Origin of the sequence: Pseudofrankia asymbiotica (genome assembly GCF_001983105.1) — a bacterium.
Lineage (GTDB): Bacteria > Actinomycetota > Actinomycetes > Frankiales > Frankiaceae > Pseudofrankia > Pseudofrankia asymbiotica.
On record NZ_MOMC01000016.1, the window covers coordinates 142,244 to 168,865 of the forward strand.

The 26,622-nt window shown below is 73.8% G+C and carries 17 protein-coding genes and 1 pseudogene; 12 read left to right on the top strand and 6 right to left on the bottom strand.

Annotated features, from left to right (window positions below; all coding sequences use genetic code 11):
- Nucleotides 1-132: 132 nt before the first annotated feature.
- Complete coding sequence (locus BL253_RS09525) at nt 133-693, top strand: RICIN domain-containing protein (protein WP_076815563.1); 561 nt, start codon at nt 133-135, stop codon at nt 691-693.
- Nucleotides 694-794: 101 nt separating this feature from the next.
- On the opposite strand, the gene BL253_RS43600 is transcribed toward BL253_RS09525, so the two are convergent.
- The 3 genes from BL253_RS43600 to add all read right to left on the bottom strand — a co-directional run bounded on the left by BL253_RS43600 (nt 795) and on the right by add (nt 4,484).
- On the bottom strand, nt 795-2,471 hold the full coding sequence (locus tag BL253_RS43600) for a 5-oxoprolinase subunit B/C family protein (RefSeq protein WP_076815564.1): 1,677 nt from the start codon (nt 2,469-2,471) through the stop codon (nt 795-797).
- Between the two features lie 113 nt (nt 2,472-2,584).
- On the bottom strand, nt 2,585-3,373 hold the full coding sequence (locus BL253_RS09535; protein WP_076815565.1) for a LamB/YcsF family protein: 789 nt from the start codon (nt 3,371-3,373) through the stop codon (nt 2,585-2,587).
- Between the two features lie 64 nt (nt 3,374-3,437).
- The gene (gene add, locus BL253_RS09540) at nt 3,438-4,484 is read right to left on the bottom strand and encodes an adenosine deaminase (protein ID WP_241834658.1); all 1,047 of its coding nucleotides are present in this window, start codon (nt 4,482-4,484) and stop codon (nt 3,438-3,440) included.
- Nucleotides 4,485-4,737: 253 nt separating this feature from the next.
- On the opposite strand from add, the gene BL253_RS09545 reads away from it, so the two are divergent.
- The gene (locus BL253_RS09545) at nt 4,738-6,108 is read left to right on the top strand and encodes a serpin family protein (RefSeq protein ID WP_076815566.1); all 1,371 of its coding nucleotides are present in this window, start codon (nt 4,738-4,740) and stop codon (nt 6,106-6,108) included.
- Nucleotides 6,109-6,345: 237 nt separating this feature from the next.
- Here BL253_RS09545 and BL253_RS09550 read toward each other — a convergent pair whose 3' ends face one another.
- The gene (locus BL253_RS09550; RefSeq protein ID WP_076815567.1) at nt 6,346-6,789 is read right to left on the bottom strand and encodes an SsgA family sporulation/cell division regulator; all 444 of its coding nucleotides are present in this window, start codon (nt 6,787-6,789) and stop codon (nt 6,346-6,348) included.
- A 548-nt stretch (nt 6,790-7,337) separates the two neighbouring features.
- On the opposite strand from BL253_RS09550, the gene BL253_RS09560 reads away from it, so the two are divergent.
- The 8 genes and pseudogenes from BL253_RS09560 (at nt 7,338) to BL253_RS09595 (ending at nt 21,521) form a co-directional block, all read left to right on the top strand.
- Nucleotides 7,338-8,486, top strand: a complete 1,149-nt coding sequence (locus tag BL253_RS09560; RefSeq protein WP_076815569.1) for a thiolase family protein — start codon at nt 7,338-7,340, stop codon at nt 8,484-8,486.
- A 569-nt stretch (nt 8,487-9,055) separates the two neighbouring features.
- The gene (locus tag BL253_RS09565) at nt 9,056-10,228 is read left to right on the top strand and encodes a CapA family protein (protein WP_241834659.1); all 1,173 of its coding nucleotides are present in this window, start codon (nt 9,056-9,058) and stop codon (nt 10,226-10,228) included.
- A gap of 37 nt (nt 10,229-10,265) precedes the next feature.
- Nucleotides 10,266-10,511, top strand: a pseudogene (locus BL253_RS09570) (hypothetical protein); the annotation flags it as partial.
- Between the two features lie 505 nt (nt 10,512-11,016).
- Complete coding sequence (locus tag BL253_RS09575) at nt 11,017-12,978, top strand: TIGR02677 family protein (protein WP_241834660.1); 1,962 nt, start codon at nt 11,017-11,019, stop codon at nt 12,976-12,978.
- Nucleotides 12,975-14,237, top strand: coding sequence for a TIGR02678 family protein (locus BL253_RS09580; protein WP_076815570.1), 1,263 nt, complete (start codon nt 12,975-12,977; stop codon nt 14,235-14,237). The genes BL253_RS09575 and BL253_RS09580 overlap by 4 nt, the downstream gene beginning before the upstream one ends.
- The gene (locus BL253_RS09585; protein WP_081438157.1) at nt 14,234-18,433 is read left to right on the top strand and encodes a TIGR02680 family protein; all 4,200 of its coding nucleotides are present in this window, start codon (nt 14,234-14,236) and stop codon (nt 18,431-18,433) included. The genes BL253_RS09580 and BL253_RS09585 overlap by 4 nt, the downstream gene beginning before the upstream one ends.
- A gap of 142 nt (nt 18,434-18,575) precedes the next feature.
- Complete coding sequence (locus BL253_RS09590) at nt 18,576-19,967, top strand: TIGR02679 family protein (protein WP_081438158.1); 1,392 nt, start codon at nt 18,576-18,578, stop codon at nt 19,965-19,967.
- 153 nt (nt 19,968-20,120) lie between these two features.
- A complete protein-coding gene (locus BL253_RS09595; RefSeq protein ID WP_076815571.1) occupies nt 20,121-21,521 on the top strand; it encodes a VWA domain-containing protein in 1,401 nt (466 codons plus the stop codon).
- A 145-nt stretch (nt 21,522-21,666) separates the two neighbouring features.
- On the opposite strand, the gene BL253_RS09600 is transcribed toward BL253_RS09595, so the two are convergent.
- On the bottom strand, nt 21,667-22,614 hold the full coding sequence (locus BL253_RS09600) for a thioesterase family protein (protein ID WP_081438159.1): 948 nt from the start codon (nt 22,612-22,614) through the stop codon (nt 21,667-21,669).
- A gap of 612 nt (nt 22,615-23,226) precedes the next feature.
- On the opposite strand from BL253_RS09600, the gene BL253_RS09605 reads away from it, so the two are divergent.
- Nucleotides 23,227-24,012 carry a ferritin-like domain-containing protein gene (locus tag BL253_RS09605; protein WP_076815572.1) on the top strand — a complete coding sequence of 262 codons (786 nt, stop codon included), beginning with the start codon at nt 23,227-23,229 and terminating at the stop codon, nt 24,010-24,012.
- Nucleotides 24,009-25,265, top strand: coding sequence for a cytochrome P450 (locus BL253_RS09610; protein ID WP_076815573.1), 1,257 nt, complete (start codon nt 24,009-24,011; stop codon nt 25,263-25,265). Before BL253_RS09605 ends, BL253_RS09610 begins: the two co-directional genes overlap by 4 nt.
- 99 nt (nt 25,266-25,364) lie before the next feature.
- Here BL253_RS09610 and BL253_RS09615 read toward each other — a convergent pair whose 3' ends face one another.
- A complete protein-coding gene (locus BL253_RS09615; RefSeq protein ID WP_076815574.1) occupies nt 25,365-26,615 on the bottom strand; it encodes a cytochrome P450 in 1,251 nt (416 codons plus the stop codon).
- Nucleotides 26,616-26,622 lie beyond the last annotated feature (7 nt).

Sequence of the window (26,622 nt, forward strand, 5' to 3'; positions counted from 1 at the left end):
TGGGACGCCGCCGCGGCCGTCGGGAAGACGGGCGTTTTTGTCGGAGCAGAGGGTGAACGGGTCTGGAGACTCCCCGCGACGTCGGGATGGCACCTGGCTTTTCCGCGGTTCCACGATGGGATGGTTGTCCTCATGAGATCCTGGTCAGTTCCCGCCGGCGCGGCACCGGGCCGTGGCCGGCGTCGCCGGCTCACGTGGCTGGCGTTCCTGGCGTCGGCGACGCTGTGTCTGACGTTCGCCGGGGTCGCCTCCGCTGGTCAGGCGAACGCCATCATCGTCGACCCGGGAGGCGGCGGTGGCGGCGGTCCCGCTCTCTTCGGGCTGAAGCGGGTGGGCAACTCCGGCTGCCTCGACGACCCGCAGAACAGTTCCAGCACCACCGTCCGCTATCAGGTGTACTCCTGTAACCAGACCGCCGCGCAGAAGTTCTCCCTGACGGCTGGCTCAACGTCCGGCACCTACCACATCATGCATGGCAACCTCTGCCTGGTGCCCGACCCCAACGATGCCGACTTMCGCCTCCTCATGCAGTTGCCCTGTGGTTCCGGGGCGGACTTCAACTGGCGGTGGAGCCCGAATGGCGACGGGACCGTGTACATAACCAGCCCCTACTACAACGGTTTCGGCATGGAGATGTACGACAACGGGAAAGTCGGCGCCGCATACGCCTTCTACGCCTGGACCATCGTTTAGGCGACGCCGAGCCGACCGGACGAAGGACCGCCCGCGGCCGCGACCCCGCCCGGACGAACCGGCCACCGATCCGCCCGCGCAGGCCACCTGCCGGGGCCGGTTCAGTCGGACAGGTCGCGGCCTCGGACGGCGAGCCGGAACCGGAGTCGTTGGCCGGGGCGGCACTGGGCCGCGAGGTCGACATCGTCGGGGAGCACGACCGCGAGGACCGGGTAGCCACCGGTGACCGGATGATCGGCCAGGAACACCACCGGCTCACCGCTGTGCGGAACCTGCACCGCGCCGCGCACCACGCCCTCGGACGGCAGCTCGTCGCCGCGGCCTCGGCGCAGCGTGGGGCCGAGCAGCCGGATCCCCACCCGGTTGCTGTCCTGGCTGACCTCGAAGGCGGCGCCGGTCAGGGCCGCGAGCGCCGAGGGATCGAACCAGTCGACCCGCGGGCCGGGAATCACGCGCAGCTCCGGCACGAGCGGCGGCCGCGGCTGCGGGGCGAGATCGACCCCCGGATGGCGCTCGATCTCGTTGCCGATCGTCAGGAGCTGCCCAGCGCGAAGAGCCGCCGGCCCGAGGCCGGAGAGGAGGTCGGTGGACCGGGAGCCCAGCACCGCCGCCACCTCGACACCACCGCGGACCGCGAGGTAGGTCCGTAGCCCACCGACCGGCGATCCGAGGTCCAGGCGGGCTCCGGCGGGCACGTCCAGCGGGGCGTACATGCCGACGTCGCGCCCGTCGAGGCGGGGCTCACAGCGCGCGCCGGTCAGCGCCACCAGCGCGGCCCGCTCGAAGCGGACGGCGAGACCGCCGAACGTCGCCTCGACGGTGGCGGCGCCGGCGCGGTTGCCGACCAGCCGGTTGGCGAGCCGGTGACTGCCCCGGTCGGCGGCACCGGAACGCGGCACGCCGAGGTGGGCGAGACCGGGCCTGCCTTCGTCCTGCACGGTCGCCAGCGGACCGGTGGCCAGCACCTCGATCATCGTGGCGGCCCCGGTCGCCGCGGCGCCGTGGTCGGCCCGGAGCCCGGCGGCGCGCCGAAATCCGGCCCGCGGCGTCTCGGCGTCTGGGCGCGTCTCGAGGGCGGGCCGGGTCCGGAGGTCCGGCTGGGTCTCGGGGCCCGGCCTCGCGTCGAGGTCGACGAACCGGACCCGCGTGCCGGGCGGCAGCGCGAACGGTGGGTCGCGGTCGAGGTCGAACGGGCGCAGCGCCGTGGTCCCGAGCAGATGCCAGCCGCCGGGCGACGCGGTCGGGTACACGCCGCTGAACTCGTCGGCGATCGCGACCGACCCGGCCGGTACCCGGGCGCGGGGCACCGGCCGCCGGGCCAGCCGCAACGCCCGGTCGAGTCCGGTGATGTAGGCGAAGCCCGGCGCGAACCCGCAGAACGCGACCCGGTGCTCGGCGGCGGTGTGGCGGCGGACCACCTCCGCCTCGGTCAGACCGGTCAGCCGGGCGACGTCGGCGAGGTCGGGTCCGTCGTAGCGCACCGGTATCTCGACCACCCGGACGCCGTCCAGGCCACCCGCGGGCGCTCGCTCCCGTACCGGGTTCGGGTGGGTGGTCGCGGGCAGCGCGGTGGCCAGGACGGCCCGAATGGCGGTGGTGACGCTGGTGGCGTCGGTCCGGTCGGCGGCGAACGTGACCAGCACGGTCCGCGCCGCCGGCACCAGGTCGACGACGCCAGCCGGCGGTGCCTGCCGCAGCGCGTCGTAGCTGGCCTGGGCCGCGTCGAGATCGTCGAGCTCGACGAGCACCCCCTCCGCGCCGCAGCGCAGCGTCCTCACCCGGCACCGTCCTCATCCTGAAGGTGTCCCACGCGCGGGCGGCCGTCCTCGCGCCCGCGCGGTCTTCACCGGCCGGTGGCCTTCTCGAGATCCATGCTGGCAGCTTCCCGTGCTCAGGCGAAGGGAACGAGCTGTACGCCCGCGGCCAGCAGGCCGGCTCGGACCCGCCTGGCCATCTCCACCGCGCCGGGCGTGTCGCCGTGCACGCACACGGACCGGGCGTGGACGGCCAGGTCGGTGCCGTCCACGGTGGTGACGCGACGCTCGACCGCCATCTGGACACTGCGTTCAACGACCGTGTCGACGTCGTGAACCACCGCGCCAGGCACCGCGCGCGGGACCAGGCCGCCCGCCGCCGTGTACGCCCGGTCGGCGAACCCCTCCGCCACGGCTGGCAGCCCGGCCTCGTCCGCCAGCCGCAGCCAGACCGACCCGGGCAGGCCCAGCACGGGCATCGTCGGGTCATACCGCCGCACCGCCGCCAGGACCGCCGCCGCCTGCTCGGGGTCGGTGACGATGGTGTTGTAGAGCGCGCCGTGCGGCTTGACGTAGCGCACCCGGTCGCCGGCGGCGCGGGCGAACGCCTCGAGGGCGCCGATCTGGTACGTCACGTCGTCACGCAGGTCGTCGGGGTCGGCGTCGATCCGGCGGCGGCCGAATCCGGCGAGGTCGCGGTAGCTGACCTGGGCGCCGATCCGCACCCCCCGGGCCACCGCCCGCTCGCACACCCGGCGCATCGTCGCCGGGTCGCCCGCGTGGAAGCCGCATGCCACGTTCGCGCTGGTCACGATGTCGAGCAGGGCGTCGTCGTCGCCGAGGCGCCACACCCCGAACCCCTCGCCGAGGTCGCTGTTGAGGTCGATCACGTGCTCCGGAGAGCCACCAGGCGACGACGTCGTCATCCAGCCATCATCGCCCTCTTCTCGACGTGGGYGACGATGATCGTCCTGAGTCGCGACGGGCCTGTCAGTCGCCCATGAGGGCGAGGTCGAGCTCGTCGAGCTCGACGTGGAAGGCGTCGCGCATCGCGGTCTTGTCGGAGTCGTCGAGCCAGGTGGCGTCGACGCCGTTGAGGACGAGGGTGCGCACGGTCTCCGGGCCGTAGCCGAGCGCGGTGCACAGCTCGATGTACTCGCTACCGAGGTCGGTGTGGAACATCGTCGGATCGTCCGAGTTGAGCATCACGTTCAGGCCGGCCGCCACCATGTCCCTGATCGGGTGCGCGGTCAGGTCCGGCCAGCCGTAGACGACGGCGGTCGACGTCGGGCAGCAGGTGAAGTGGATGCCCTCGTCCCGGCACCGGCGCACGACCGCGTCGTCGGACATGATGTGGTAGCCGTGGTCGATGCGCTCGCACCCGAGCACGTCCAGGCAGGTGGTGATGTTGACGGGCGGCGCGTCCTCGCTCGCATGGCTCGTCAGGCGCAGGCCACCGGCCTTCGCGGCCCGGTAGGCCTCGGCGAACTTCTCCGGTGGGTCGGGGGCCTCGGCGCCGTCCATCCCCAGCCCGATCAGCTCGTCCACCCGGTTCGCCAGCACCTCCTCGACCATCTGCCGGGCCACCTCCGGCGGGTCCTGCCGGTAGACGTCCGCGATGAGCCGGCAGCGCACCCCGAAGTCGGTCTCGGCCGCCCGGATGCCGTCGACCAGCCCGCCGATGACGGTGGCCATCGGCACGCCGCGCCGGGTGTGCAGCGTCGGGTTGAAGAACATCTCCCGGTAGCGCAGGCTGCCGAGCCGCACGCCGTCGTCGAGCGACTCGTAGGCGCAGCGGGCGAAGTCCTCGCGGTCGATCAGCGTCGAGGACACCATTCCGAAGATCTTCAGGAACTCGTAGATGGTGTCGTAGTCGTAGAGCCGTTCCACCTCGTCCGTGGGCAGCGCGACATCGTGCTTGCGGGCCAGGTCGGCGAACGTCGCCGCCCGCACCGTGCCCTCGAAATGGCAGTGCAGCTCGACCTTCGGCACCGACCTCAGGTACTCGGGATAGTCCATCGCGCGCTCGCCTCCCATACCGTCAACCACCGTCAATGCCGCACCGTCCGCCCCGTCCGCCTGCCGGCGGGCCCGGCCGAGGCGGGGCCGCCCCGCGTTCGGTCGCCCGCCCACCCTAGGAGCCGGGGCCGCCCCGCCGGTTTCCAACGGGAAACGCCCAGGTCACGGCGGCGGGTGGGGTGGGGTGGGGTGGGAATCAGCTGGGCCAGGCAAGGACGACGTCGTCCGTCGAGGACGAAACCGGACGGCGGCCGCGTGCGTCGAAGGCGGCATGCTGCGCAGACGCGACTTCTTGCGAACCGTGGTCCTGGGGGCCGCCGGCCTCGGGGTGGGCACGATGGCCACCGGCTGCGGCGGTGGGGGTGGGGCCGGCGCGCTGGTCTCCGCGGACGTCGCCCGGGCGGGTGCCGACGACGGGGCGTTGGCCGGGGCCGCCTCGGCGGTTCTGGCGTTCACCGCCGACCTGTACCGGCGGGCGGCGGCGGCGGCCGGTACCGGCAATCTGGTCTGCTCGCCGTACTCGGTGGCGGTGGCGCTGGGCATGACCCGCGCCGGCGCCCGCGGCGCGACCGCCACGGAGATGGATGCTGTACTGCACGCGGCGGCAGCGGCCGGTGCTTCTGGCTCGTCCGGTGCTTCTGGCTCGTCTGACGCTTCTGGCTCGGCCGCCGCGGAGGCGCTGCACGCCGGGCTGAACGCGCTGGCGCTGCACGTCGAGACCCTGGCCGGCAAGAAGCGCCGGTCGGACGGCTCGGACGCCAGGGTCAGCCTGGATGTGGCGAACTCACTGTGGGGGCAGCGAGACGTGCACTGGGAGGCGCCGTTCCTGGAGATCCTGGCCCAGTACTACGGCACCGGGATGCGGACCGTCGACTACCGGTCCGACGCGGCCGGGGCGACCCGGGAGATCAACCACTGGGTCTCCGACCAGACCCACAGGCGCATCGACGAGCTGCTCCGGCCTGGTGACCTGGACATGTTCACCCGGCTGGTCCTGGTCAACGCGCTGTACCTGCGGGCGCCCTGGGAGACCCCGTTCGACGACGCGCGGCCCGGGCCGTTCACTCGTCTCGACGGTTCGATCGCCGACGCGGACATGATGACCGCGGCTCTCGGCCGGAGTGCCGGGTACACGACCGGTCCAGGCTGGCAGGCGGTCGACGTCCCTTATGCCGGCGACGGGCTGGCGATGGCGGTCGTCGTCCCCGACTCCGGACGGTTCACCGAGGTCGAGGCCGCGTTCGACGGCGCGGCGCTGCGGGGCATGCTCACCGGGCTGYAGCCGACGATGGTCCAGCTTGGCCTGCCGCGCTGGACGACGCGCACGCACACCGACCTCAACGCTTTGCTGGCGGCGCTGGGCATGCCGACCGCGTTCACCGACGCCGCCGACTTCCGCGGGATCGCGACGACGGATCCGCCGCTGCGCATCGGCGCGGTCATACACGAGGCGTTCATCGCCGTCGACGAGGAGGGCACCGAGGCCACCGCCGCGACCGCCGTCGTCGCCGGGGTGGCCGGGGCGGCGCCCACGAAGGTCATCGAGCTGACCGTGGATCGTCCGTTTCTGTTCGTCATCCACGACCGCGCGACCTCGGCACCGCTCTTCCTCGGCCGCGTCACCGACCCGACCGCCACCTGAACCGACCATCGGGAAAGGCCGGTACCGGGAAAGGTGTGAATAGGTCGATCGAAGCCGGGAGCGAGAAGCCGGAAGCCCCGGATCGGCATGACGCGGTCAGCCACCGGGTGTTTCACCGGGGGCCGTAGTGCCACCAAGATCCTCGTCCACTGACCGAATCGCCGACCGAATCCGGTTTCGCGCGGCCGGGCGACCACGAACGAGCACGACCAATGCTGAGGAAGGCACCCGCCCATCTCAGGTGGTCATGCTGGGACCATCGCCGGTGAGGCCTCCCTCGGAGAGGAGGGAGAGTTCCAGGTCCCAGTCAATGTGGCCCGATTCGGTGCCTGAGGGCACCGAGGTGGCGACGCGGCGTAGGAAGGTGCGAACCGCCCAGCGCGGCAGGCCGATCCGGGCGTGGCCCCCGGGACTTGTCAGCCACAGCTCGACGACGGCCTCACCGGCGTGGGTGATCGGAGCTATCCGCACGTCGGCGATGCCGGCGGGGCGGCGCAGGCCGTCCTCGAGCAGCTCACGGGCGAAAACCCATTCCACCAGGGCCCCGCTGCCGACGTCAAAGCTGATGACGACGGCGAACGGGTCGCCGGGCCGGTAGGCCAGCTCGGCGGGGAACTTACCTCCGTCGTCCAGCAGCCGGGCATCGAACGGGACGGTGATGGTTGGCTCGGCTCTGCTCACCGTGGCCTCCCCTTGCCGGGCGAGTATGGACGTTGGCGATATCATGGCGCGCCCGCGGGAAAATGGGCAGGTACCAGAAGTCGCGGCGCGTCGGATCGATTTTCCTATGAACCTGCGTGAGCGGGAAGTAGGCGGCCACCGCGGGCACCTTCGGGCGGTGTCAGATCATCAGCCGCCGTCCGCGCCGTCCGCGCCGTCCGCGCCGTCCGCGCCGTCCGCGCCGTCCGATGGCGGCATGGGTGGTGGCGCGGCGAACACATCGCGGTGGCGCGGCTCCCCGCGGAGGCGGTGGCCGACCGACGCCATCCGGTCGACGGCGGCGCGCGCTGGGTCGGTCAGACCTCCACGACTGGCCGGGAAGCGGACCACGGGGCGGCATCGGTCGCCCCGAGAGGCGCCAGCACACGACGTTCGGTGCGGCACATGCACCGGCATGGCAGCGGAAATCGTCCTATCGTCTCGCGAGAAGCGGATTTCGGCCCGGCCGCCCGACGGCCCGTTCGGGTCGTTGGCGCCAGCCGGGTCGTTCGTCGGGAAGGGGTACGGCAGTGCCGGAAGCGGTGATCGTCGAAGCGGTGCGCACGCCGATCGGCAAGCGGAACGGGGCGCTGGCCGGGGTGCACCCGGTGGACCTGTCGGCACTCGTCCTGCGGGAGCTGGCCACCCGGACGGGGATCGACCCGGCGGTCATCGACGACGTCCACTGGGGCTGCGTCGGGCAGCTCGGCGACCAGTCCAGCAACGTCGGCCGGTTCGCCGTGCTCGCCGCCGGCTGGCCGGAGTCGGTGCCCGCCGTCACGATCAACCGGGCCTGCGGCTCGAGCCAGCAGGCGGTCGACTACGCCGCGATGGCCGTGATGTCCGGCCAGCAGGAGGTCGTCGTCGCCGGCGGCATCGAGAGCATGAGCCGGATCCCGCTGGGCGCCTCCCGCCAGAGCGGCGAGCCCTACGGCGCCACGGCCCGCGACCGCTACGACGGCTCGGACTTCAACCAGCTCACCGGCGCCGAGCTGATCGCCCGCGGGTGGGGTCTCAGCCGCCGCCAGCTCGACGAGTTCTCCGCGCAGAGCCACGAGCGGGCCGCCGCCGCGATCGACGCGGGCGCCTTCGACGGCCAGCTCGTGCCCGTGCCGACCGAGGCCGGCCCGGTGAGCGTCGACCAGGGCCTGCGCCGCGGCACCACCGCCGACACGCTGGCCGCGCTCAAGGCCGTCGCGGGTGAGGACGGCCTGCACCACGCCGGCAGCTCGTCCCAGATCTCCGACGGCGCCGCCGCCATCCTGATCACCACTCCGGAGAAGGCCCGCGAGCTCGGGCTTACCCCGATCGCCCGTTATGTCGCCGGCGCGGTCGTCGGCGCCGACCCGGTGATGGTCCTGACCGGGCCGATCCCGGCCACCCAGAAGCTGCTGGCCAGAACCGGCCTGTCGATCGACGACATCAGCGCGTTCGAGGTCAACGAGGCGTTCGCGTCCGTACCGCTCGCGTGGCTCGCCGAGACCGGTGCCGACCCGAAGCGGATGAATCCCCTCGGCGGCGCGATCGCCGTCGGCCACCCGCTCGGCGCGTCCGGGGCGATCCTGATGACGCGCCTCGTCCACCACCTGCGCGACAACGGCCTGCGCTACGGGCTGCAGACCATGTGCGAGGGCGGCGGCACCGCCAACGCAACCCTCGTCGAGCTCGTCGAGGCCTGACAGTTAAGGCATCCCGACGTTTTTAACGTCCTCAACGGCCCCGGCGGCAGGCGCCGCCGGGGCCGTTGGGCTTTCAGGCCGCTGTCTGGCTCTCGGTATCGGCCCGACACCGCCGACTACCGCTGCCTGTTCCCGGACGGCGCCCGGCGACGGCCCTGCCGAGGGCGAGCTCGGTCGGGCACGACCAGGCGAGGCACGGCTCCGGCACCGGGCGGGGCTGGGAGATCGGCGGCTGTCGAGGGCCGAAGCGAGTCGGCCGGCGAGCATCGCCACCGGTGTGTTCGGGCAGAGCACGCCGGGAAGGCCGGGAAGGGAGACGGCGGGCGCCAGAGCGCCGGTGCGCTCCCTGACTCGGGACTGGTCGCGAGTTGGGCGTGGTGGCGGACGAGCGCCACGTATAGCCCAGGGCGTGCGGGGCTTCAAAGCCACTCGACGTCACGGCCGGCCTGGGCCGCCGCGTCGTGCCGGCTGGAGTTTCGTGATCTGGCTGGATGTTCCGCGCCCTGGGCCGGCGGATTCCACCAGATCACGGTCGCGGGCCGCCGCGCCTTCGGGGTTGGTTGCTGATCGTGACGGTGGCCCGGAGGAGAACGACGCGCGGGCTGGGGGACGTGATGCACGCGATGGAGCCGGGTGTCGTGACGGTGTTCCTGTGCGGCGACGTGATGCTGGGGCGAGGAGTCGACCAGATCCTGCCGCATCCGGGGGACCCGGCGTTGCGCGAGGGGTTCGCCCGGGATGCTCTGGCCTACGTCGACCTGGCCGAGGCGGTGAACGGGCGGATCGGGTATCCGGTTGGCTTCTCCTGGCCCTGGGGAGACGCGCTGGACGCGTTGGAGAGCGCCGCGCCCGATGTCCGGGTGGTGAATCTGGAGACGAGCGTTACCCGGTCCGACGACTTCGCTCCGGGGAAAGAAGTGCACTACCGGATGAGTCCGGACAACCTTCCCTGCCTGGCCGCGGCCCGGCCCGACGTGTGCGTGCTGGCGAACAACCATGTGCTGGACTTCGGGCGGCGCGGGCTCATCGAGACGCTCGACGCGCTGGCCGCCGCGGGGCTACGGACAGCGGGCGCCGGGCGGAGCGCGGACGAGGCGTGCCAGCCGGCAATCGTCCCCCTTGAGGGCGGGCTGCGTCTGCTGGTTCTCGCGTTCGGTGTCCCGTCCAGCGGCATCCCGTGGGCGTGGGCCGCGGCTGACGACCGGCCGGGCGTCGATGTCGTCCCGGAACTGTCGGACGCGGCGGCCGACGAGATCGCCTCCCGCGCGCGGCGGGGCAAGCAGCCAGGGGACGTGGCCGTCGCGTCGATCCACTGGGGGGACAACTGGGGGTACAGCATCGACGATGATCAGATCCGGTTCGCGCACCGGCTGGTCGACGGCGGCGTCGACCTCGTGCACGGGCACTCGTCGCACCATCCGCGCCCGGTCGAGGTGTACCGGGATCGGCTGATCCTCTATGGCTGCGGGGACTTCGTCGACGACTACGAGGGCATACCCGGCCACGAGAGCTATCGGGACGACCTGCGGCCCGCCTACCTGGTCTCGATCGAGGCAGACACCGGCCGGCTCGCCGGCCTGCGGGTGGTGCCGCTGCGGGCGCGGCGGATGCGGCTGGGCCGTGCCCTCGCTGAGGACACCGCGTGGCTGCACGCGACGCTCGACCGGGTCAGCCGCCGGTTCGGTGCCCGGTTCGCTCTCGACCCTGACGGCCTGCTCTCGCTGCGCCGGGCGTCGCGGTGATCCAGGCGGGCGGGCGGGGCGATGGGCGCCGATATGAGGTGATGCCGGCGCGTTCGAGGTCCATGACCCGAAGCGGATGAACCCGCTCGGTGGCGCGATCGCCGTCGGCCACCCGCTCGGCGCGTCCGGGGCGATCCTGATGACGCGCCTGGTCAACCACCTGCGCGACAACCACCTGCGCGACAACGGCCTGCGCGACAACGGCCTGTGCTACGGGCTGCAGACCATGTGCGAGGGCGGCGGCACCGCCAACGCGACCCTCGTCGGACTCGTCGAAGCCTGAACAAGGCCGACAGCGCCCTCGGGACGTCCGGTTGGCGTTGGCTGGATGATTGGTAGACGCCCGCCGAGGATTCCTACCCGTAGATCACCCGGCGTCACGGCCGGCTCGGGGAGCCGCGCCTGTCCCGGTTCGATCTCATGATCTGGTGGGATCGTCGGTGGCCTGGGCCGGAGGATCCCACCAGATCATGGCCGGTCCGGCGGGCCACCCGGAGTTGGTAGCTGATCGTGACGGCGGCTCGGGGGAGCGACCCGCGTGTCACGTTGCCTGCGCTTCGCTCCCAGGATCAGCGGCAATCTCGAAGATCCACCACGGCCTTGTGGGCAAGGGATCGCGACACGCTCGACGGCCGCGACACCCCAACGGTGGCCATGCCTGCCCGACCATCGGCAGACGGCGTGACCTCGACCTGCCGCCAAGCGCCTCGACATGGCGGGCGACGGTGTGGCGTGTTGTGCGCGGGGGTACGCGGAGAGTTGTCGTAGGCGGTGAAGATAATGGCGGGGTGGTCATTGGCGCGAGAGACGGGGCCGGCCCGGCTGGGGGCGGTGAGGCTCGCCCGTCGTCGGTCGAGGCTGGCTCGGCGCTGCCGTTCGCGCACCTGCAGGCGCCGAACGCCGCGCTGTACCGGGAGACGCTGACCGCGTTCGCCCGGGCGCGCGACCGGTTCATCGTCCACCTGCGCCCGGAGGACGTCGCCGGCGACCTCGGCCGCCCGGGCGACGCCGACGCGGTCGTGGCGCTGCTCGATCAGCTGGCGCAGTGGGGCAACCTGAGAGCCGACCCCGACACGGGCCGGGTCACGACGGTGGAGGACTTCCACCGGGCTCGGTACCTCTACCAGCTGACGCCGGCGGGGCAGGCGGCCGAGGAGGCGCTGGCCGTCTATGACGCGGCGCTCGGGCGGCGTGGCGCGCTGCAGTCGGTCGCGCTCGACGACATCACCTCCCAGCTGCGCGCGCTGCTGGAACTGGCCTCGGCCCAGCCCGCCGAGCTGGACCCGGCGAAGGTCCACCTGCTGATGCTCGGGCTCGCCGAGCGGTTCACCGGCCTCGCCGACAACGCCCAGGCGTTCATGGCGTCGCTGCGTCGAGTGATCGACTTTGCCGACGGTGACGTCGAGGCCTTCGTCGCCTACAAGCAACGGCTCATCGACTACATCAACCGCTTCATCGCCGACCTCGCGAACCGCGGCGCCCAGATCGCGACGCTGCTCGGGCGGATCGACGCGGTGGGTGTCGACCGACTCCTCGTCGCCGTCGCCCGCCGCGAGGCCAGCGACGCCCTGCCCGACCTACCGCCCGACGAGCCCGACGGGCCCGACCTGGCCGCCCCCGCCGTGGCTGTCGGATCCGAGCACGGCGCGTCGGCGAGGCTGGTCGCGTCCGCGGAGGGGGCATCGGCGGAAATCGAGGCCGCGCAGGTCGCGGCCGAAGAAGGTGCGGCCGAGGACGTCGCGGGTGACGTGGCAGCGGGCGGGCGAGCCGACGCGGAAGCGGCTGTGCGCTCCGCGCTGGACGACTGGCGCAACCGGTGGCGGGGGCTGCACGACTGGTTCGTCTCGGCCGACACACGCCATCCCTCGCAGGCCAGGCTGCTGCGCGGCGCGGCGATCACGGCGATCACCCAGCTGGTCGACACGGTCGCCGCGCTCAATGAGCGGCGCGCCGGCCGCTCGGACCGGTCGGCGGACTTCCGGGCGCTCGCTCGCTGGTTCGCCGAGGCGCCCGACGACGCGGCCGCGCACCGGCTGTGGCGGGCCGCGTTCGGACTTACCTCCGCCCGCCATCTGACGGTCAGCGAGGAGACGGTCGCGGCCTGGCGGGAGGAGGAGCCGGCGCCGAGCACCCCGTGGGCGGCCGCCCCGCCGGTGCGGATCAGCCCGCAGCTGCGCCGGACCGGCTCCTACGAGCGGCGCGGCGCGCCCAACCGGGTCGCCGACCGTGCCGAGCAGCGTCGCGCGCTCGCCGTGCTCGCGGCCCAGGAGGCCGAGCAGGCGGCGGCGGCCCGCGCGCGTCTGGCCACTGGCCGCCCGGTTCTGCTGCGCGACCTGGAGGTGCTCGACACGCACGCGTTCCGGCTGTTCCTCAGCCTGCTGGGGGACGCGCTCGCGGCCCGGCTCCCGGGCCAGCGTGAGGTGGAGACGACGTCGAGCGACGGCACGATCCTCATCCGGCTGTCCGCTGTGCCGGGCGGCGGTACCGTCGCGATCGAGACCGAGGACGGCGTGTTGCACGGTCCGGAGCATGTCGTCGAGATCGTCGACCTCACTGCCCGCGGCGACCTGCCCGAGCGCGCCGCGCCGACCGAATCCAACGCCCCGCCGCGCCAGCGCGGCGCGGACGTGGAGCCCGACGGGCCGTCCGGTGTCGACATGCCGCAGGGCGCTGGGACGCAGGGTGCTGGGACGCAGGGCGCTGGGCCGGCGGCCGCCGCGTCGGCGTTGGCTGGACGGGTCGCCGGATGACGGCGGACGCCCTCGCCGAGGAGACCAGGTCCGCGCGGCGCAAGGCGCTGCGCGCGCTGCTCTCCCGGCCGTTGCGCGCCGCGGGCGCGGACGACGAGGAGCTGCGGCTCATCCGCCGGCATGCCGCCGAGCTGCGCGCGTGGCTGGCCGCGGAGACCGGGTGGCGGCTCATCGTCGACTCGGACTCGGCCCGACTGTTCAAGGCCGTCGCGGCCACGGGCGACGACACCTACCCGGCCAGGGACGCGCGTTCCCGCGCGCCGTTCGGCCGGCGTCGCTATGTGCTGCTCTGTCTCGCGTTGTCGGTGCTGGAGGCGGCGGACGCGCAGATCACCCTCGGCCGGCTGGCGGAGGGGGTGCTCGTCGCGGCGAGCGACCCGGCGTTGACCGACGCCGGGATCGTGTTCACCCTGGGCCGGAGAGACGAGCGGTCGGACCTGGTCGCCGTCGTCCGGCTGCTGCTGTCCCTCGGGGTGCTCCGGCGGGTCGCCGGCGACGAGGAGGCCTACCTCGCGGCGAACGGGGACGTGCTCTACGATGTGCGCCGCCGGGTRCTCGCGACGATGCTGACCGGCGCGCGCGGGCCGTCGACGGTCGAGGCGGCCGACTTCGAGACGCGGCTCACCGACCTGACCACCGAGCCCGTGCCGGACACCGAGGATCTGCGCAACCGGGCGCTGCGCCAGCGGCTGACCCGCCGGCTGCTGGACGAGCCGGTCGTCTACTACGACGAGCTGACCGACGAGGAACGCGCCTACCTGGCCAGCCAACGGCCGTTCATCACGCGCCGGATCGAGGACGCGACCGGCCTGGTCGCCGAGGTACGCGCCGAGGGGATCGCGATGGTCGACCCTGAGGACGAGCTCACCGACGTGCGGATGCCCGAGCAGCGCACCGACGGTCATGTGACGCTGCTCGTCGCCGAGTACCTGGCCGAGCGGCTCGCCGCCGACCCGACCATCCCGCGGCCGGTGCCACTGTCCCGGTTGCGCCAGCACGTGCGGGAGCAGGCGGCGGCGCACGTGTCCTACTGGCGTAAGGGAGTCACCGACCCAGGCGCCGAGCAGGAGCTGCTCGACACGGCGCTGGGCAAGCTGCGTGCCCTGCGTCTCGTCGCCGACGTACCGGTCGAGCCGGGCGGGGCCCCGGCGGTCGTCGCCCGGCCGGCGATCGCGCGCTACGCCATCGACGCGCCGACCATCCGGGACCGCGACGCCCATCGCGGCGACCGGCGCAAGGGGAAGGGAATCCGGCGGTGAACGACAAGAACGGCACGGCGGCGCACTTCGCGCCCTGGGCGGCGGACGGCGAGCGGGCCACCCCGCCGCCCGAGGCGCGCCGCGACCGGTGGCAGCCGCTGCGTGCCGGGCTGGTGGACCTCTTCTACTACGACCTGGAGGAGTTCCACTTCCACGACGGCCGGCTGCTGCTGCGGGGCAACAACGGCACCGGCAAGTCCAAGGTGCTCGCGCTGACGCTGCCGTTCCTGCTGGACGGAGAGCTCGCGGCGCACCGTGTCGAGCCCGACGGCGACCGCAACAAGCGGATGGAGTGGAACCTGCTGCTCGGTGGCCGACATCCACACCCGGAGCGGCTCGGCTACGCCTGGCTGGAGTTCGGCCGGCTGCGCCCGGACGGCGTCGCCGAGTACCGCACGATCGGCGCCGGGCTGAAGGCCGCCGCCGGGCGCGGCCTGACCCGGCACTGGTTCTTCGTCACCCGCCAGCGGGTCGGCGTCGACCTGTTCCTCGTCGGGCCGACCAGGGTGGCGCTGACCAGGGAGAAGCTCAGGGACGCCGTCGAGGGCCACGGCGCGGTGTACGACAGGGCGGCGGACTACCGCCGGGTGGTCGACGAGGCGCTGTTCAACCTGGGGCCGCGGCGCTACGAGGCGCTCGTGAACCTGCTGATCCAACTGCGTCAGCCGCAGCTGTCGAAGCGGCCCGACGAGAAGCTGCTGTCGCGGGCGCTCACCGAGGCGTTGCCACCGCTCGACCCGGCGCTGGTGACCACGGTCGCCGAGGCGTTCCGCGGCCTGGACGAGGAACGGGAGGCGCTGCGGGCGTTCACCGAGGCCCGCGCCGCGACCGACGCGTTCCTCACTCACTACCGCCGCTACGCCCAGGTCGCCGCCCGGCGCCACGCCGCCCCGCCCCGGATGGCGCACAGCCGCTACGAGCAGCTCGGGCGTGACCTCGCGGAGGCCGAGTCCGACCACGCCGCCGCCGAGCGGGCGCTGGGCGCCGCGACCGCGCGGATCGAGGCGCTCGCCGAGCAGGCGCGGGCGCTGCGTGCCCGCCAGCAGGCGTTGCGCGACAGCCCGGAGATGCGTGACGCCCGCTCGTTGGCCAGTGCCAGGGAGGAGGCGGACCGGCTCGCCCGGTTCGCCGCGCAGCGCGCCGCGGTCGTCGAGGAGGCGGCGCGGGCCGTGGGCGGCTGGCGGCGCCGGCTGGAAGCGGCCCGCCGCGAGGTCGGCGCCGACCAGTCCGAGTTCGACGAGGCGGCGGGTGCCGCGGCCGAGGCGGCCGGCGACGCCCTGCTCGCCGAGCGGCACACCGTCGTGCTCGCCGAGCTGGACCGGGACGAGCCGCCGTACCCCGCCGCGCGGCGTGCGGGCGAGACGCTGGCCCGCGACCAGCAGACCGCCGTGGGCCAGCTCGACGAACGGCTGGCCAGGGCGGCTTCCGTGGCGTCGAGGGCGGCCGACGCCCGGGCCGCCCTCGACCGGGCCACCGCCGAGCGCCAGGAGGTGGCCGAGCGGATCGACACCGCCGAGCGGCTGGTCACCACACGCGGTGAGGAGCTGGTCGCCGCGGCTGCCGGCTATGTGGCCGGCTGTGCGCACCTGCGGCTGGCCGACCCGGACGCCGCGCTCGCCGCGCTGGGCGGCTGGGTCGACACGCTCGACGGCGCCAACCCCCTGGTGGCGGCCGTCGACGACGCGGCGCGGGCCGCGACCGCCGCGCTGGGGCGCCGGCAGGCCGCGGCCGAGGCCGAACGGCAGGCGGCGCGGGACGACCTCACCGGGGTGACCGACGAGATCGGCCGGCTCGAGGCCGGTGGCCACGACGCGCCCCCCACGCCGCACACCCGGGACGCCGCGGCGCGCGCCGGCCGCCCGGGTGCCCCGCTGTGGAAGGTCGTCGACTTCGCCGACGGCGTGTCGGGCGAGCACCGCGCCGGCCTCGAGGCGGCGCTGGAGGCGGCCGGCATCCTCGACGCCTGGGTGAGTCCGCGCGGCGCCCTGGAGGACCCGGTCACCGGGGACGTGCTGGTCACGGCCGGAGAGCCGGCGCCGGGCGGCGGGCTGTCCGCGCTGCTGGTCCCCGCGGTCGACCGGGCCGACCCGCTGGCGGCCGCCGTCGCCGACGGCACCCTGACAGCGCTGCTCGCCACCATCGGCCGGGCGGATCGGCCCGGCCAGTCCGGCCCGGACGCCGCCACCTGGGTGGGAGTGGACGGGCGGTTCCGCAACGGCGTGCTGACCGGCGCCTGGCACAAGCCGGCGGCCACCTACCTTGGCCAGGGTGCCCGGGAGGCGGCGAGGCGGGCGCGCCTCGAACAGCTGCGTGGGGAGGCGGCGCGGCTGGGTGGCCGGCTGGACGAGCTGGCCGCCGCGCTGGCCGGCCTCGCGGCGGCGCAGGAGGCGGTCGCCGCCGAGCACACCGCGCTGCCCGCCGACGCCGATCTGCGCGACGCTCACGCGGCGCTCGCCGCCGAGCACCGCGCCCGGGCGCGGGCCGACGAGGAGTACGCCCGGGCCGAGGCCGCCGAGGCCGAGCGGCGTGCCGCCGCCGCGGCGGCGCGGGAGGCGGCGCGGGAGTTCGCCTCCGATGTGCGGCTGCCGGTCGACCCAGCGCAGCTCGCCCGCGTGCGTGACGCGCTCGGCGCCTACCGGACGGCCCTGGCCCGGCTGTGGCCCGCGGCGAGCGCGCTCGCCCGGTCCCGGGCCGGCGCCGCCGAGGCGGAGGCGGAGCTCGTCACCGCGACCGAGCAGCGCGAGCAGGCGGAGGCGGACCTCGCCGAGGCCAGGACCCAGGCGGACGCGGCGGCCGAACGACACCGCACGCTGGCCGAGACCGCCGGCGCCGCCGTCGACGAGCTGTACCGCAAGCTGGCCGCCGTCGAGGCCGAGCTGACCGCGGGTGACCGGTCAGAGCGGGAGGCCAGGGCCGCCGCCGACCAGGCACGGGACGCGCGCGGCCGGGCCGACGGCCGCCGGGAGACCCTGCGGGGCGACATCGAGGCCGCCGCGGCCGAGCGGGAGACGGCGATCGCGCGGCTGCGGGCGTTCGCCGCGACCGGGCTGCTCGCCCTCGCCGTCCCCGGCCTGGATGTGCCCGACCCGGAACAGCCGTGGGCGCCGACCCCGGCGATCGCCGTCGCCAGGGCGGTCAACGCCGCGCTCGACGGCGTCGACGACGCCGACCGGCGCTGGGAGCTGGTGCAGCAGCACGTGTCCCGGGAGCACAAGACGCTGACCGACGCGCTGTCCCGGCACGGCCACTCGGTCGGCCTGGCCCTCGCCGACGGGGTGATGCTGGTCGACGTGATCTTCCAGGGCCGTCGGCGCGACGTCGCGGCGCTGGTGGCGGCGCTGGCCGAGGAGGTCGAGCAGCGCGCGCTGCTGCTGTCGGCCAAGGAACGCGAGATCCTGGAGAACCACCTCGTCAACGAGGTGGCCGGCGCCCTGCAGGAGCTGATCAGCGGTGCCGAGGAACAGGCCGTGCGCATCAACGACAGTCTGGAGGCGCGGCCCACGTCGACCGGGATGCGCCTGCGTCTGCAGTGGCGGGTCGCCCGCGGCGCGCCCGACGGGCTCGGCCCGGTGCGCGACCGGCTCATGCGCCAGACCGCCGACGCGTGGAGCGGGCCGGACCGCGCCGCCGTCGGCGCGTTCCTGCAGGAACAGATCGCCCGTGAGCACAGCGCCGACACGACCGGCGGCTGGGCCGAGCAGCTCACCCGGGCGCTGGACTACCGGGCCTGGCACGAGTTCGTCGTGCAGCGCTGGCAGGACGGCCAGTGGCGGCCGGCGAGCGGCCCTGCCTCAGGCGGCGAACGGGTGCTCGCGGCGTCCGTGCCGCTGTTCGCCGCGGCCGCGTCGTTCTACGACTCGGCCGGCGACTCCAGCGCGCCGCGGCTCATCGCGCTGGACGAGGCGTTCGCCGGCGTGGATGACGACTCCCGGGCCAAGTGCCTCGGCCTGCTCGCCGTCTTCGACCTGGACGTGGTGATGACCAGCGAGCGTGAGTGGGGCTGCTACCCGCAGGTGCCCGGCCTCGCGATCGCCCAGTTGTCCCGCCGGGACGGGGTGGACGCGGTGCTCGTCACCCCGTGGCGCTGGGACGGCCGCGACCGCCAGCGCCTCGACCGTCCTCTCCCGCGCGTGCCGGCCCCGCTGGAGGCTCCGTCGACGGAGGCCCCCGCCGACCTCACGCTGCCGTTCTCCTGACAAAGCCCGCCGGGTTTCGGGTGGGAGGCCCACATGTGTGGACTACGCGCGTGGGGGTGCCACCATGCAGGGTGATGAGGCGACAGGGGACATCAGACGACGCGCTACCCGGCGGTATCCGCGCGGGCGGCGTCGGTGCGCGATGGGCGCGGGCCTCGCCGTGACGGGCCCCGACGAGGCCGACGGGGCCGCCCCGGTGGCTGCCGCCACGGCGGCCAGGGCAGGGTCGGTGGGCGGACGTGCCGACGGGGACGTCGAGCGGCTGCGGCGGCTGCTGGGCGGGGAACAGCTGGCGTGGCTCGTGGACCGGGCGCGGCGGCGGCTGGCGCAGGGGCAACCGCTGACCGGTGTCGTCACGTTGCCGAAGGCGAGCCACGAGCAGCGCCGGGCCGCCGAACGGCTGCTCGGGCGGCGCGCCGGGCGCGGCTACTCGTTGTCGGTACCGCTGGACGAGGTCGACCGGATCCTACGGGCGAGCGGCGTCGCCCCCGAGGGTCTCGCGGCGGCGGTGGTGCTGCTGACCGGGCCGATCGTCGACGAGGCCGCGGTGGCCGCCGCCCAGGCCGCGGCCTGGGCGGCCGCGCGGGCGCCGCTGTACGCGCTCACCGAGCGGCGGCCGGAGCTGTCCGGATGGCTGGCCTGGCTGGACGGGACGGGGATGCTGCGCAGGCTCGCCGGGGACCCGGACACGGCGGCCCGGCTCGTCGAGCAGCTGGCGGCGGTGCTCGACGCGCTGCCGTCCGGTGGGCTGGCGCTGGGCCGGCTGGCGGCGACGGGCGCGGGTGACGCGCACGCGCTCGACGACGGCCGCCCACTCGCGACGCTGGCGCTCGCCGCCGTGCGGGTGCTCGCCGGGGCCGAGCCGACGGGGGATGCCTCGGCGGCCGGGCGGCGGGCGGCCTGGGCCGCGGTCGGGGTGCATCTGGACGAGCTGTCGTCGACCGTGCTGTGCCTGGGGCTGCCCGGCGGGGCGGCCACGCCGACCGGTCGGATGCTCGCCGCGGCCCACGAGGCGGCCGAGCCGTGCGTGCTGACGCTGCGCCAGGTCACCGGGCGCGGCGGTGAACGCGCCGACCTGGGCGTCGGCGCCGGCCTCGTCTTCGTCTGCGAGAACCCGATCGTGCTCGCCAGCGCCGCTGACGAGCTCGGCCGGGACACCCCACCGCTGGTCTGCGCGGGCGGCCAGCCGTCGGCCGCCGTCCTCGGCCTGCTCGAGCTGCTCGCCGACCAGGGCGCCAGCTTCGCCTACCACGGCGACTTCGACTGGGGCGGCCTGCGCATCGCGGGCGGCCTGCGTGAGCGCGTCGACTGGCGCCCGTGGCGTTACGACGCTGAGGCCTACCTCGCGGCTCTGGCGACGGTGACCGGCGGCCCGCTCACCGGTCGTCCCGTGGACGCCGCCTGGGACCCGGCACTTCGCCCCGCCCTGGAACGTCACGGCATTCGCGTCGACGAGGAGCTCGTCCTGCCCGTCCTCCTCGCGGACCTCGCCGCCGGGTACCCGGAGCCGGAAGCCGACGTACCGGCTGACTGACCGACCAGCCGCCCCGACCGTCAACCGCCGGCCTTGACCATCCGCCTGATGGCTTGAGTCCGACCGCGGATGGCGGGGGGCGACCGCTGGACGATCTCGCCGCCGGGCGCCCATGCTTGGCTCTCGCGCATCGTCCAATGTCGGGGAGACGCCATGAACGCCGTGACTCATCTGACCCCTGGCGCGAACGCGCCGCTGGCCGGCGGTCTGGTCACGGCGACGGTCGCGGCCGCCGGCGGGTCCATCGACGTCTCCGGGGTTCTGCTGGCGGCCACGGGCAAGGTGCGCGGCGACGACGACCTGGTCTTCTTCAACCATCCGGCGCACGACGGCGTATCGCTGGCCGGGGCGTGCGTGACGGTCGACCTTCGGCGGGTCCCGGGTGACGTCGCCAAGGTGGTGGTCGCCGCGAGCGTCGACGTGGCGCGGGTCGGCCTGGTGTTCGACGGCGCCACCACGCCCTGGGTCGAGGTCGACGACGGCGGGCGCCGCTACCAGTTCACGCCGGCGCCGCTGACGCACGGCGAGACCGTGGTACTGCTGGCCGAGTTCTACCGGCGCGATGGCGGCTGGAAGGTCCGGGCCGTCGGGCAGGGATACGCGACCGGGCTCGCGGGGCTGGCGGTCGACTTCGGGGTGGTCATCGACGACCCGCCCGCGCCGCCCGCGCCAGCCGTCACGTCGCCGCCGGCGGCCTGGCCAGCGCCCGCGGCACCCGGGCAGCCGTCACCGGCCTGGGGACCGCCGGCTCCAGGCGGTTGGCCGGGAACGCCGGTCACGCGGCCGGGGCAGCCATGGCAGCCAGCGCGGCCGGGGCCAGCCGGTCCTCACGGCGGGACCGCGCCGGCGGGTGCCGCCGCGATCAGCCTCGAGAAGGTCTCGCGGACCGCGCCGGGCCTGGTCGACCTGTACAAGGCGGCCGGGGTCAGCCTGCGCAAGCAGGGCGCGGCCGGGCTGCGCGCCGCCGTCTACCTGGTCCTGGACCACTCGGCCAGCATGATGGGCCACTACCGGACCGGGACCATGCAGCACTTCGCGGAGCAGGTGCTCGGCCTGTCGGCCAACCTCGACGACGACGGCGTCGTGCCGCTGGTGTTCTTCTCCGACAAGGTCAGCCTTGTCGACGAGATCGGCCTGGACAACTACCACGGCAGGATCCAGGCGCTGCAGGCGAAGCTTCCCTGGGGCGGTACCAACTACGTTCCGGCGATGACGGCGGTCATCGACCACCACCGGGCGACCGGCGGCGCCTACCCGGCATTCGTCGTGTTCCAGACCGACGGCGCGCCGTTCGACAAGCGCCGGGCACGCGACCTGATCCGGCAAAGCAGCGACCTGCCGATCTTCTGGCAGTTCGTCGGCTTCGGCAAGGGCCGCCATCTCAAGTTCCTGCGGGACCTGGACACCATGGAAGGCCGGATGGTCGACAACGCCGGCTTCCTCGCCACCGGCCGCGCCCCGGGCGACCTGTCCGCCGGCGAGCTCTACGACCAGCTCCTCGCCGAGTTCCCCACCTGGCTCTCCGCCGCCCGCGCCGCCGGCATCCTCCGCTGACCGCTGACCGCTGACCGCTGACCGCTGACCGCGGTGCCGGGGCGGGCGGCGCACCTGCCTCCTGTCCTGGCTCGTGGCGCTTCGAGGCGTCTGGTTCGCCCCATCAGGCATGCCCCGATCTCATGACTCGACGGGACCGCCGTCGTCAGCCGGCGAGGGGCGCGACGAAGAGGGTGTGCAGGGCGAAGGCGACCGGGCCGCGCCGGTCGCCGAGCATGGTGGTCGTGGTGCCGCCGCCGGCGCCGTCGATCGCGGTCGTGGCGTGCAGGCTCACCCAGTCGCCCTCGACCGGCCGCAGCGCGCTGACGACGAGGTCGACGTTGGTGAACAGGTGGGTGCGGAAGTCGAGCACCGCGCTCACCCCGCTGGCGGCGTCCGCGACCAGCATCAGCAGCTGGGTCGGACTGATCCGTTCACCRTGCACGAGCGGGATGCGGGGGCGGACCCACGCGGTCGACGAGCCGGGCTCCTCCATCCGGCCACCGGCGTAGCGCCACTCGGTCGCGGCGATGTAGCCGCGGTCCAGGTAGCGGGTGAGGTCGCTGTCGGGCACCTCGGTGGGCAGCGAGTCAGGGTCGGGCAGGGCGGGCGCCTCGGTGTGGGCGACGTCGGGGACCAGGCCGGGCGATCGGCGCCGCCACCAGGCCGTCGCGATGGCGAGCACCCGGGACGCCGGGTCCGGGTCCGCGCGCAGCTCGGCGCGCAGCAACGCGACCTGGCGGCCGGGGCGGACCACCTCCGCCGTGATCGAGACCGGCCCGACCGGCGCCGGGCGCAGGAACTCGACCGCGATCCTGGCGAGGTGCCCGCGGGTGAGGCCCGCGGCCTCGGCGGCCTGCTCGAGTGACCGGGTGAGCACCGCGCTGACCACGCCGCCGTGCTGTAGGCCGGGCGCCCACGGGCCTTCGCTGGACGACGTCGCGCGCAGCGACGGGCCGCCGACCGCCGCGGTGACCGGCCCGGTGGCGTGCGGGACGGCGGTGTCGGGGACGAAGAAGGCGCCATCGCCGCTTCCGTCGTCGTCTCGCTGGGCGGTCCCGTCCGTTTGGTGGACGACCAGGCTGTCATGGGCCGTTGCGCCGATCTGCTCCACGAGTGTGCCCTCCTGAACGGTGGACGCCGGCCGCGTCCGCTCGCGACCCGGTGCCGTGCGGTGCGGTGCGGTGCGCCAGTCGACTCGGCCGCCCCGCCCGACGGCGGCCGCCCCGCCAGCCAGCGGCCTGTCGAGGCCCGCGTCTGGTCCGGGTTTCCGGTCGGCCGATATGCCAAATGCCGACAGAATACCGGTGCCTCGGGCCGGTAATCGTGGAACGCCACGGCACTGCTAACGACGGCGAACAGAGACCGAACCAGCCCCGACCGGCCAGTGCCATCGACCGTAATATCGGGTGAACTCGGTGATGTTCACCGGCAATTTCCTGGAGAAAAACGGTGGTGGCCGGGGCGGCTCATTGTGGTCCACGATCGATCGATAGAAGAGACGCGCTCTTCGTTGACCGGCCGATGCCGGATTGTCAGTGTTGGGTGCGGCGGCGCGGCCGTCCGGTGCCGTCCGCGCCGTGTGGGCTGGGCCGTCGTCGTCCCGTGCTCGACACCGTGGCGGCCGCGTGCCGGAGAGGCGGGGCGGCGGACGGCGATGGGCCGGGCGCCGGCTGGCCGCGCCGGCGGGTGGACGAGTGACCAACCCCGACGGAGGTTGAGCCCGATGCATGGCTACGACGTCTTCCGGCATTACGAACGCAAGCGTTGGACGCTCGATGAGCTTCCGTTCGACGAGATCGATCCGGGTCTGGTGCGGCCGGAGTACGTGACGATGGTCAAGAGTGCCGTGATGGGTGAGGCGAACTCGATCGCGGCTCAGCATGGTTTCCTCAACGAGTTCGACGACTATGATTTCTCGGCGTTCGTCGCGGTGTGGGGTTACGAGGAGCTTCAGCATCATTTCGCGTTCCGGGCCTGGTTGGACGCGGTCGGTGTGGTGATGCCGTCGGCGCCGGTCCAGGCGATGCGCGCGCCGTACGCGCCGGGCACCACGCCGAGTGCGACCCTCGCGACGAACATCATCTCTGAGTTGACGGTCAACCACGTGTACCGGTCGGTGGCGGCGTGGGTCGACGAGCCGGTGCTGCGTGGGCTGATGACGCGGGCCAGCCGGGACGAGGCGGGGCACGCGCGGGAGTTCCTGCACTATGCCCGTCGGCGCCTGGATGTGTGTCCGGAGGAGTTGCCGTCGGTTCTGGAGACGTTGTACGTGTACACGTCCGAGTCGCGGATCAAGCATCCGGTCGGGGTGTTCAAGAGCGGGCTTGAGGAGCTCGCGAACCACGAGACGATCGACACCGCGTTCGAGTTGTTCCTGGCTGGGATCGCCACCGAGGGTGAGCTTGACCGGTTGCAGGACAACATCCGCCGCGCGTTCGCCGCGCTGACCGGCCTGGACGTGAGCACCAACGGCCGCGTCCGCCGCCGTCTCGCCGAGGCGATGGCGTGACCGCCGCTCTCGGAACCCCATCGCCCGCCGGGCCGGCCGTGATCACGCCTGAGCAGGCGGCGGTGAACATCTTCGACCCCGCCTGGAACCATGACACCTTCCCGAACTACCAGGTCCTGCGCGAGGCCGGACCGTTCGTCCCCGGCCCGCTGGGCATGCGCCTGGTCACGCGCTACCGGGAGATCGACGCGATCCTGCAGGACTCGGCGTGGAGCCACGCCGAGGAAGGCGACCTGATGCATCCCGACAGCGACGGGTCGGACCTGCCGACCTCGTTCCTGTGGATGGAGCCGCCGGACCACACCCGTATCCGCAAGCTGGTCAGCCGGGCGTTCACCGTCCGCCGCATCGAGGAGACCAGGGCGCGGGCCAGCGCGCTCGTGGACGGGCTGCTCGACGCGGCCGTCGCGGCGGGCGAGGTGGACCTCGTCGAGGCGATCGCCTATCCCCTGCCGCTGACGATGATCGCCGACCTGATGGGCGTGCCCGAGGCCGACCACGCGGCCGTGCGGTCATGGTCCTCCGGCCTTGCCCGCGGCCTGGACCCCGACGTCCTGCTCACGCCGGCGGAGGTCGACAACCGGCAGCGGTCGGCGAAGGAGATCAGGGACTACCTCACCGAGCTCGTCGCGCGCCGCCGGGCCGAGCCGACGGGCGACCTCGTCAGCGCGCTGGCGCTCGCCGAGGCCGAGGGCGACCGGCTCAGTAACGACGAGATGCTCGCGACCCTGGTCGTGCTGCTCGTCGCCGGCCACGAGACCACCGTCGCCCTGATCGCCAGCACGCTCGACGCCCTGACGCGCTACCCCGACCAGTACGCGGCGCTGCGCGCCAACCCCGACCTCGCCGTACCGGCGGTGGACGAGCTGATGCGCTTCCACTCGCCGGCGCACATCTCCACCCGGCGGGCGGTGCGCGACACCGAGGTCTCCGGGGAGCGGTTCGCCGAGGGCGACGGCGTGATCGTCCTGCTCGCGAGCGGGAACCGGGACCCCGAGGTCTACGCCGACCCCGACCGGCTCGACCTGGCCCGGTACGCGGGGGACCAGTGGACGCCGCGCCACCTCGGGTTCGGGCGTGGGCACCACTACTGCATCGGCGCGCCGATGGTGCGCCTCGAGATGGACCTGCTGCTGCGGGCGCTGGCCCGGCRCGCACCCCGGATGACCCCGCTGGTCGACCCGCCGCCCTACCGGCCCAACATGATCGTCCGAGGCATCGCCGAGCTGCGCGTCCAGATGGACGAGGGCTGACAGCTCGCGACAGCCGCCAGCGGGAGCAGGTGCCGAAGACACCAGGGGCCGGAGACGTATACGTCTCCGGCCCCTGAGTCGCCTGGGCGAGGCGAGGGGTCAGGCCGCGGTGGGGGCCAGCTCGACGGGCAGGGAGACCAGGCCTCGGTGGATGACGCTTGGCTGGTAGGAGAGGGGTTCGTCGGTCGCGAGCCGCAGCCCGGGCGCCCGCTCGATCAGGGTCCTGATGGCGGTCGACGCCTCCAGGCGGGCCAGCGGGGCCCCCATGCAGTAGTGCAGTCCAAGACTGAACCCGAGGTGCCGGGACGCACGGCTGGGGGGCGCGTACCGGGTCACGTCGATCCGGTCGGGTTCGGTGAACACCTCGGTGTCGCGGTCGGCTGACCCCATGAGCACGATGACGCCGTCGCCGCGGTGGAACTGGCGGTCGCCGATGGTCGTGTCGGTGAGGGCGACGCGCATGGTGAACTGGGTTGGCGTGTCGTAGCGGAGGATCTCCTCGACGGCCGGGCCGGCGAGTTCGGGGCGCTGGCGCAGCAGCTCCAGCTGGTCGGGGTGGGCGAGCAGCGCGAGGATGCCGTTGCCGACGAGGTTGATGCTGGTCTCCATGCCGGCGACGAGCAGCAGCACGCAGATGCCGATGACCTCTGGCACGCTGAGCGCGTCTCCGGCCTCTTCGACGGCGACGAGCCGGCTGAGCAGGTCGTCCTCCGGGTGCGCCTTGCGGCGGCCGATGAGCTCCATCATGTAGGCGACGACAGCCGCCCCGGCCTCGTCGCGGCGCTTGATCTCCTCGGCGGACAGCAGCGGCTCCGGGTCGGTGCCGCGGGCGATCGCCAGCTCCCAGGAGCGCAGCAGGTCCGCGTCCTGTTCGGGTACGCCGAGCAGCCGCCGGCCCACCATCGCCAGCGCGATCGGCGCGGAGAGGCCCTGGACGATGTCGAGGCCGCCGTCCTTGACGGCCCGGTCGACGAGGCGGTCGACCAGCTGGGTGATCATGGGGGCGAGGTCGGCGACCATGCGGGCGCTGAAGGCCTTGTTGACCAGGCCTCGCAGCCGCCGGTGGTCCGGCGGGTCCATCCGGATGAAGGAGCCGGGCAGGCTCGCCTCCTGGTCCCAGAACGGGCTGAGCTTGTCGACGTTGCCGTGCCCCCAGGTGCCGCTCTGCAGCGCGGCGGCGCAGTCGGCGAACCGGGACAGGACGGTGACCTCGGTGTCGCCAAGGCGGATGGCGGTCGGGCCGGAGGCTTCTCGCAGCCGGCGGTAGCCGGGATAGGGGTCGAGGCGGTGGGCGGCGGTGAACAGGTCGACCGCGTCGGGCACGACGTTCTCGATCTGGGCTGAGGTCATGGGTCCT

Coding starts and splice junctions, on each gene's coding strand:
- BL253_RS09535 (WP_076815565.1), bottom strand. CDS start 3,373: ATGACGACGTCGTCGCCTGGTGGCTCTCCGGAGCACGTGATCGACCTC.
- add (WP_241834658.1), bottom strand. CDS start 4,484: ATGGGAGGCGAGCGCGCGATGGACTATCCCGAGTACCTGAGGTCGGTG.
- BL253_RS09590 (WP_081438158.1), top strand. CDS start 18,576: ATGGGCGCGGGCCTCGCCGTGACGGGCCCCGACGAGGCCGACGGGGCC.
- BL253_RS09595 (WP_076815571.1), top strand. CDS start 20,121: ATGAACGCCGTGACTCATCTGACCCCTGGCGCGAACGCGCCGCTGGCC.
- BL253_RS09605 (WP_076815572.1), top strand. CDS start 23,227: ATGCATGGCTACGACGTCTTCCGGCATTACGAACGCAAGCGTTGGACG.
- BL253_RS09615 (WP_076815574.1), bottom strand. CDS start 26,615: ATGACCTCAGCCCAGATCGAGAACGTCGTGCCCGACGCGGTCGACCTG.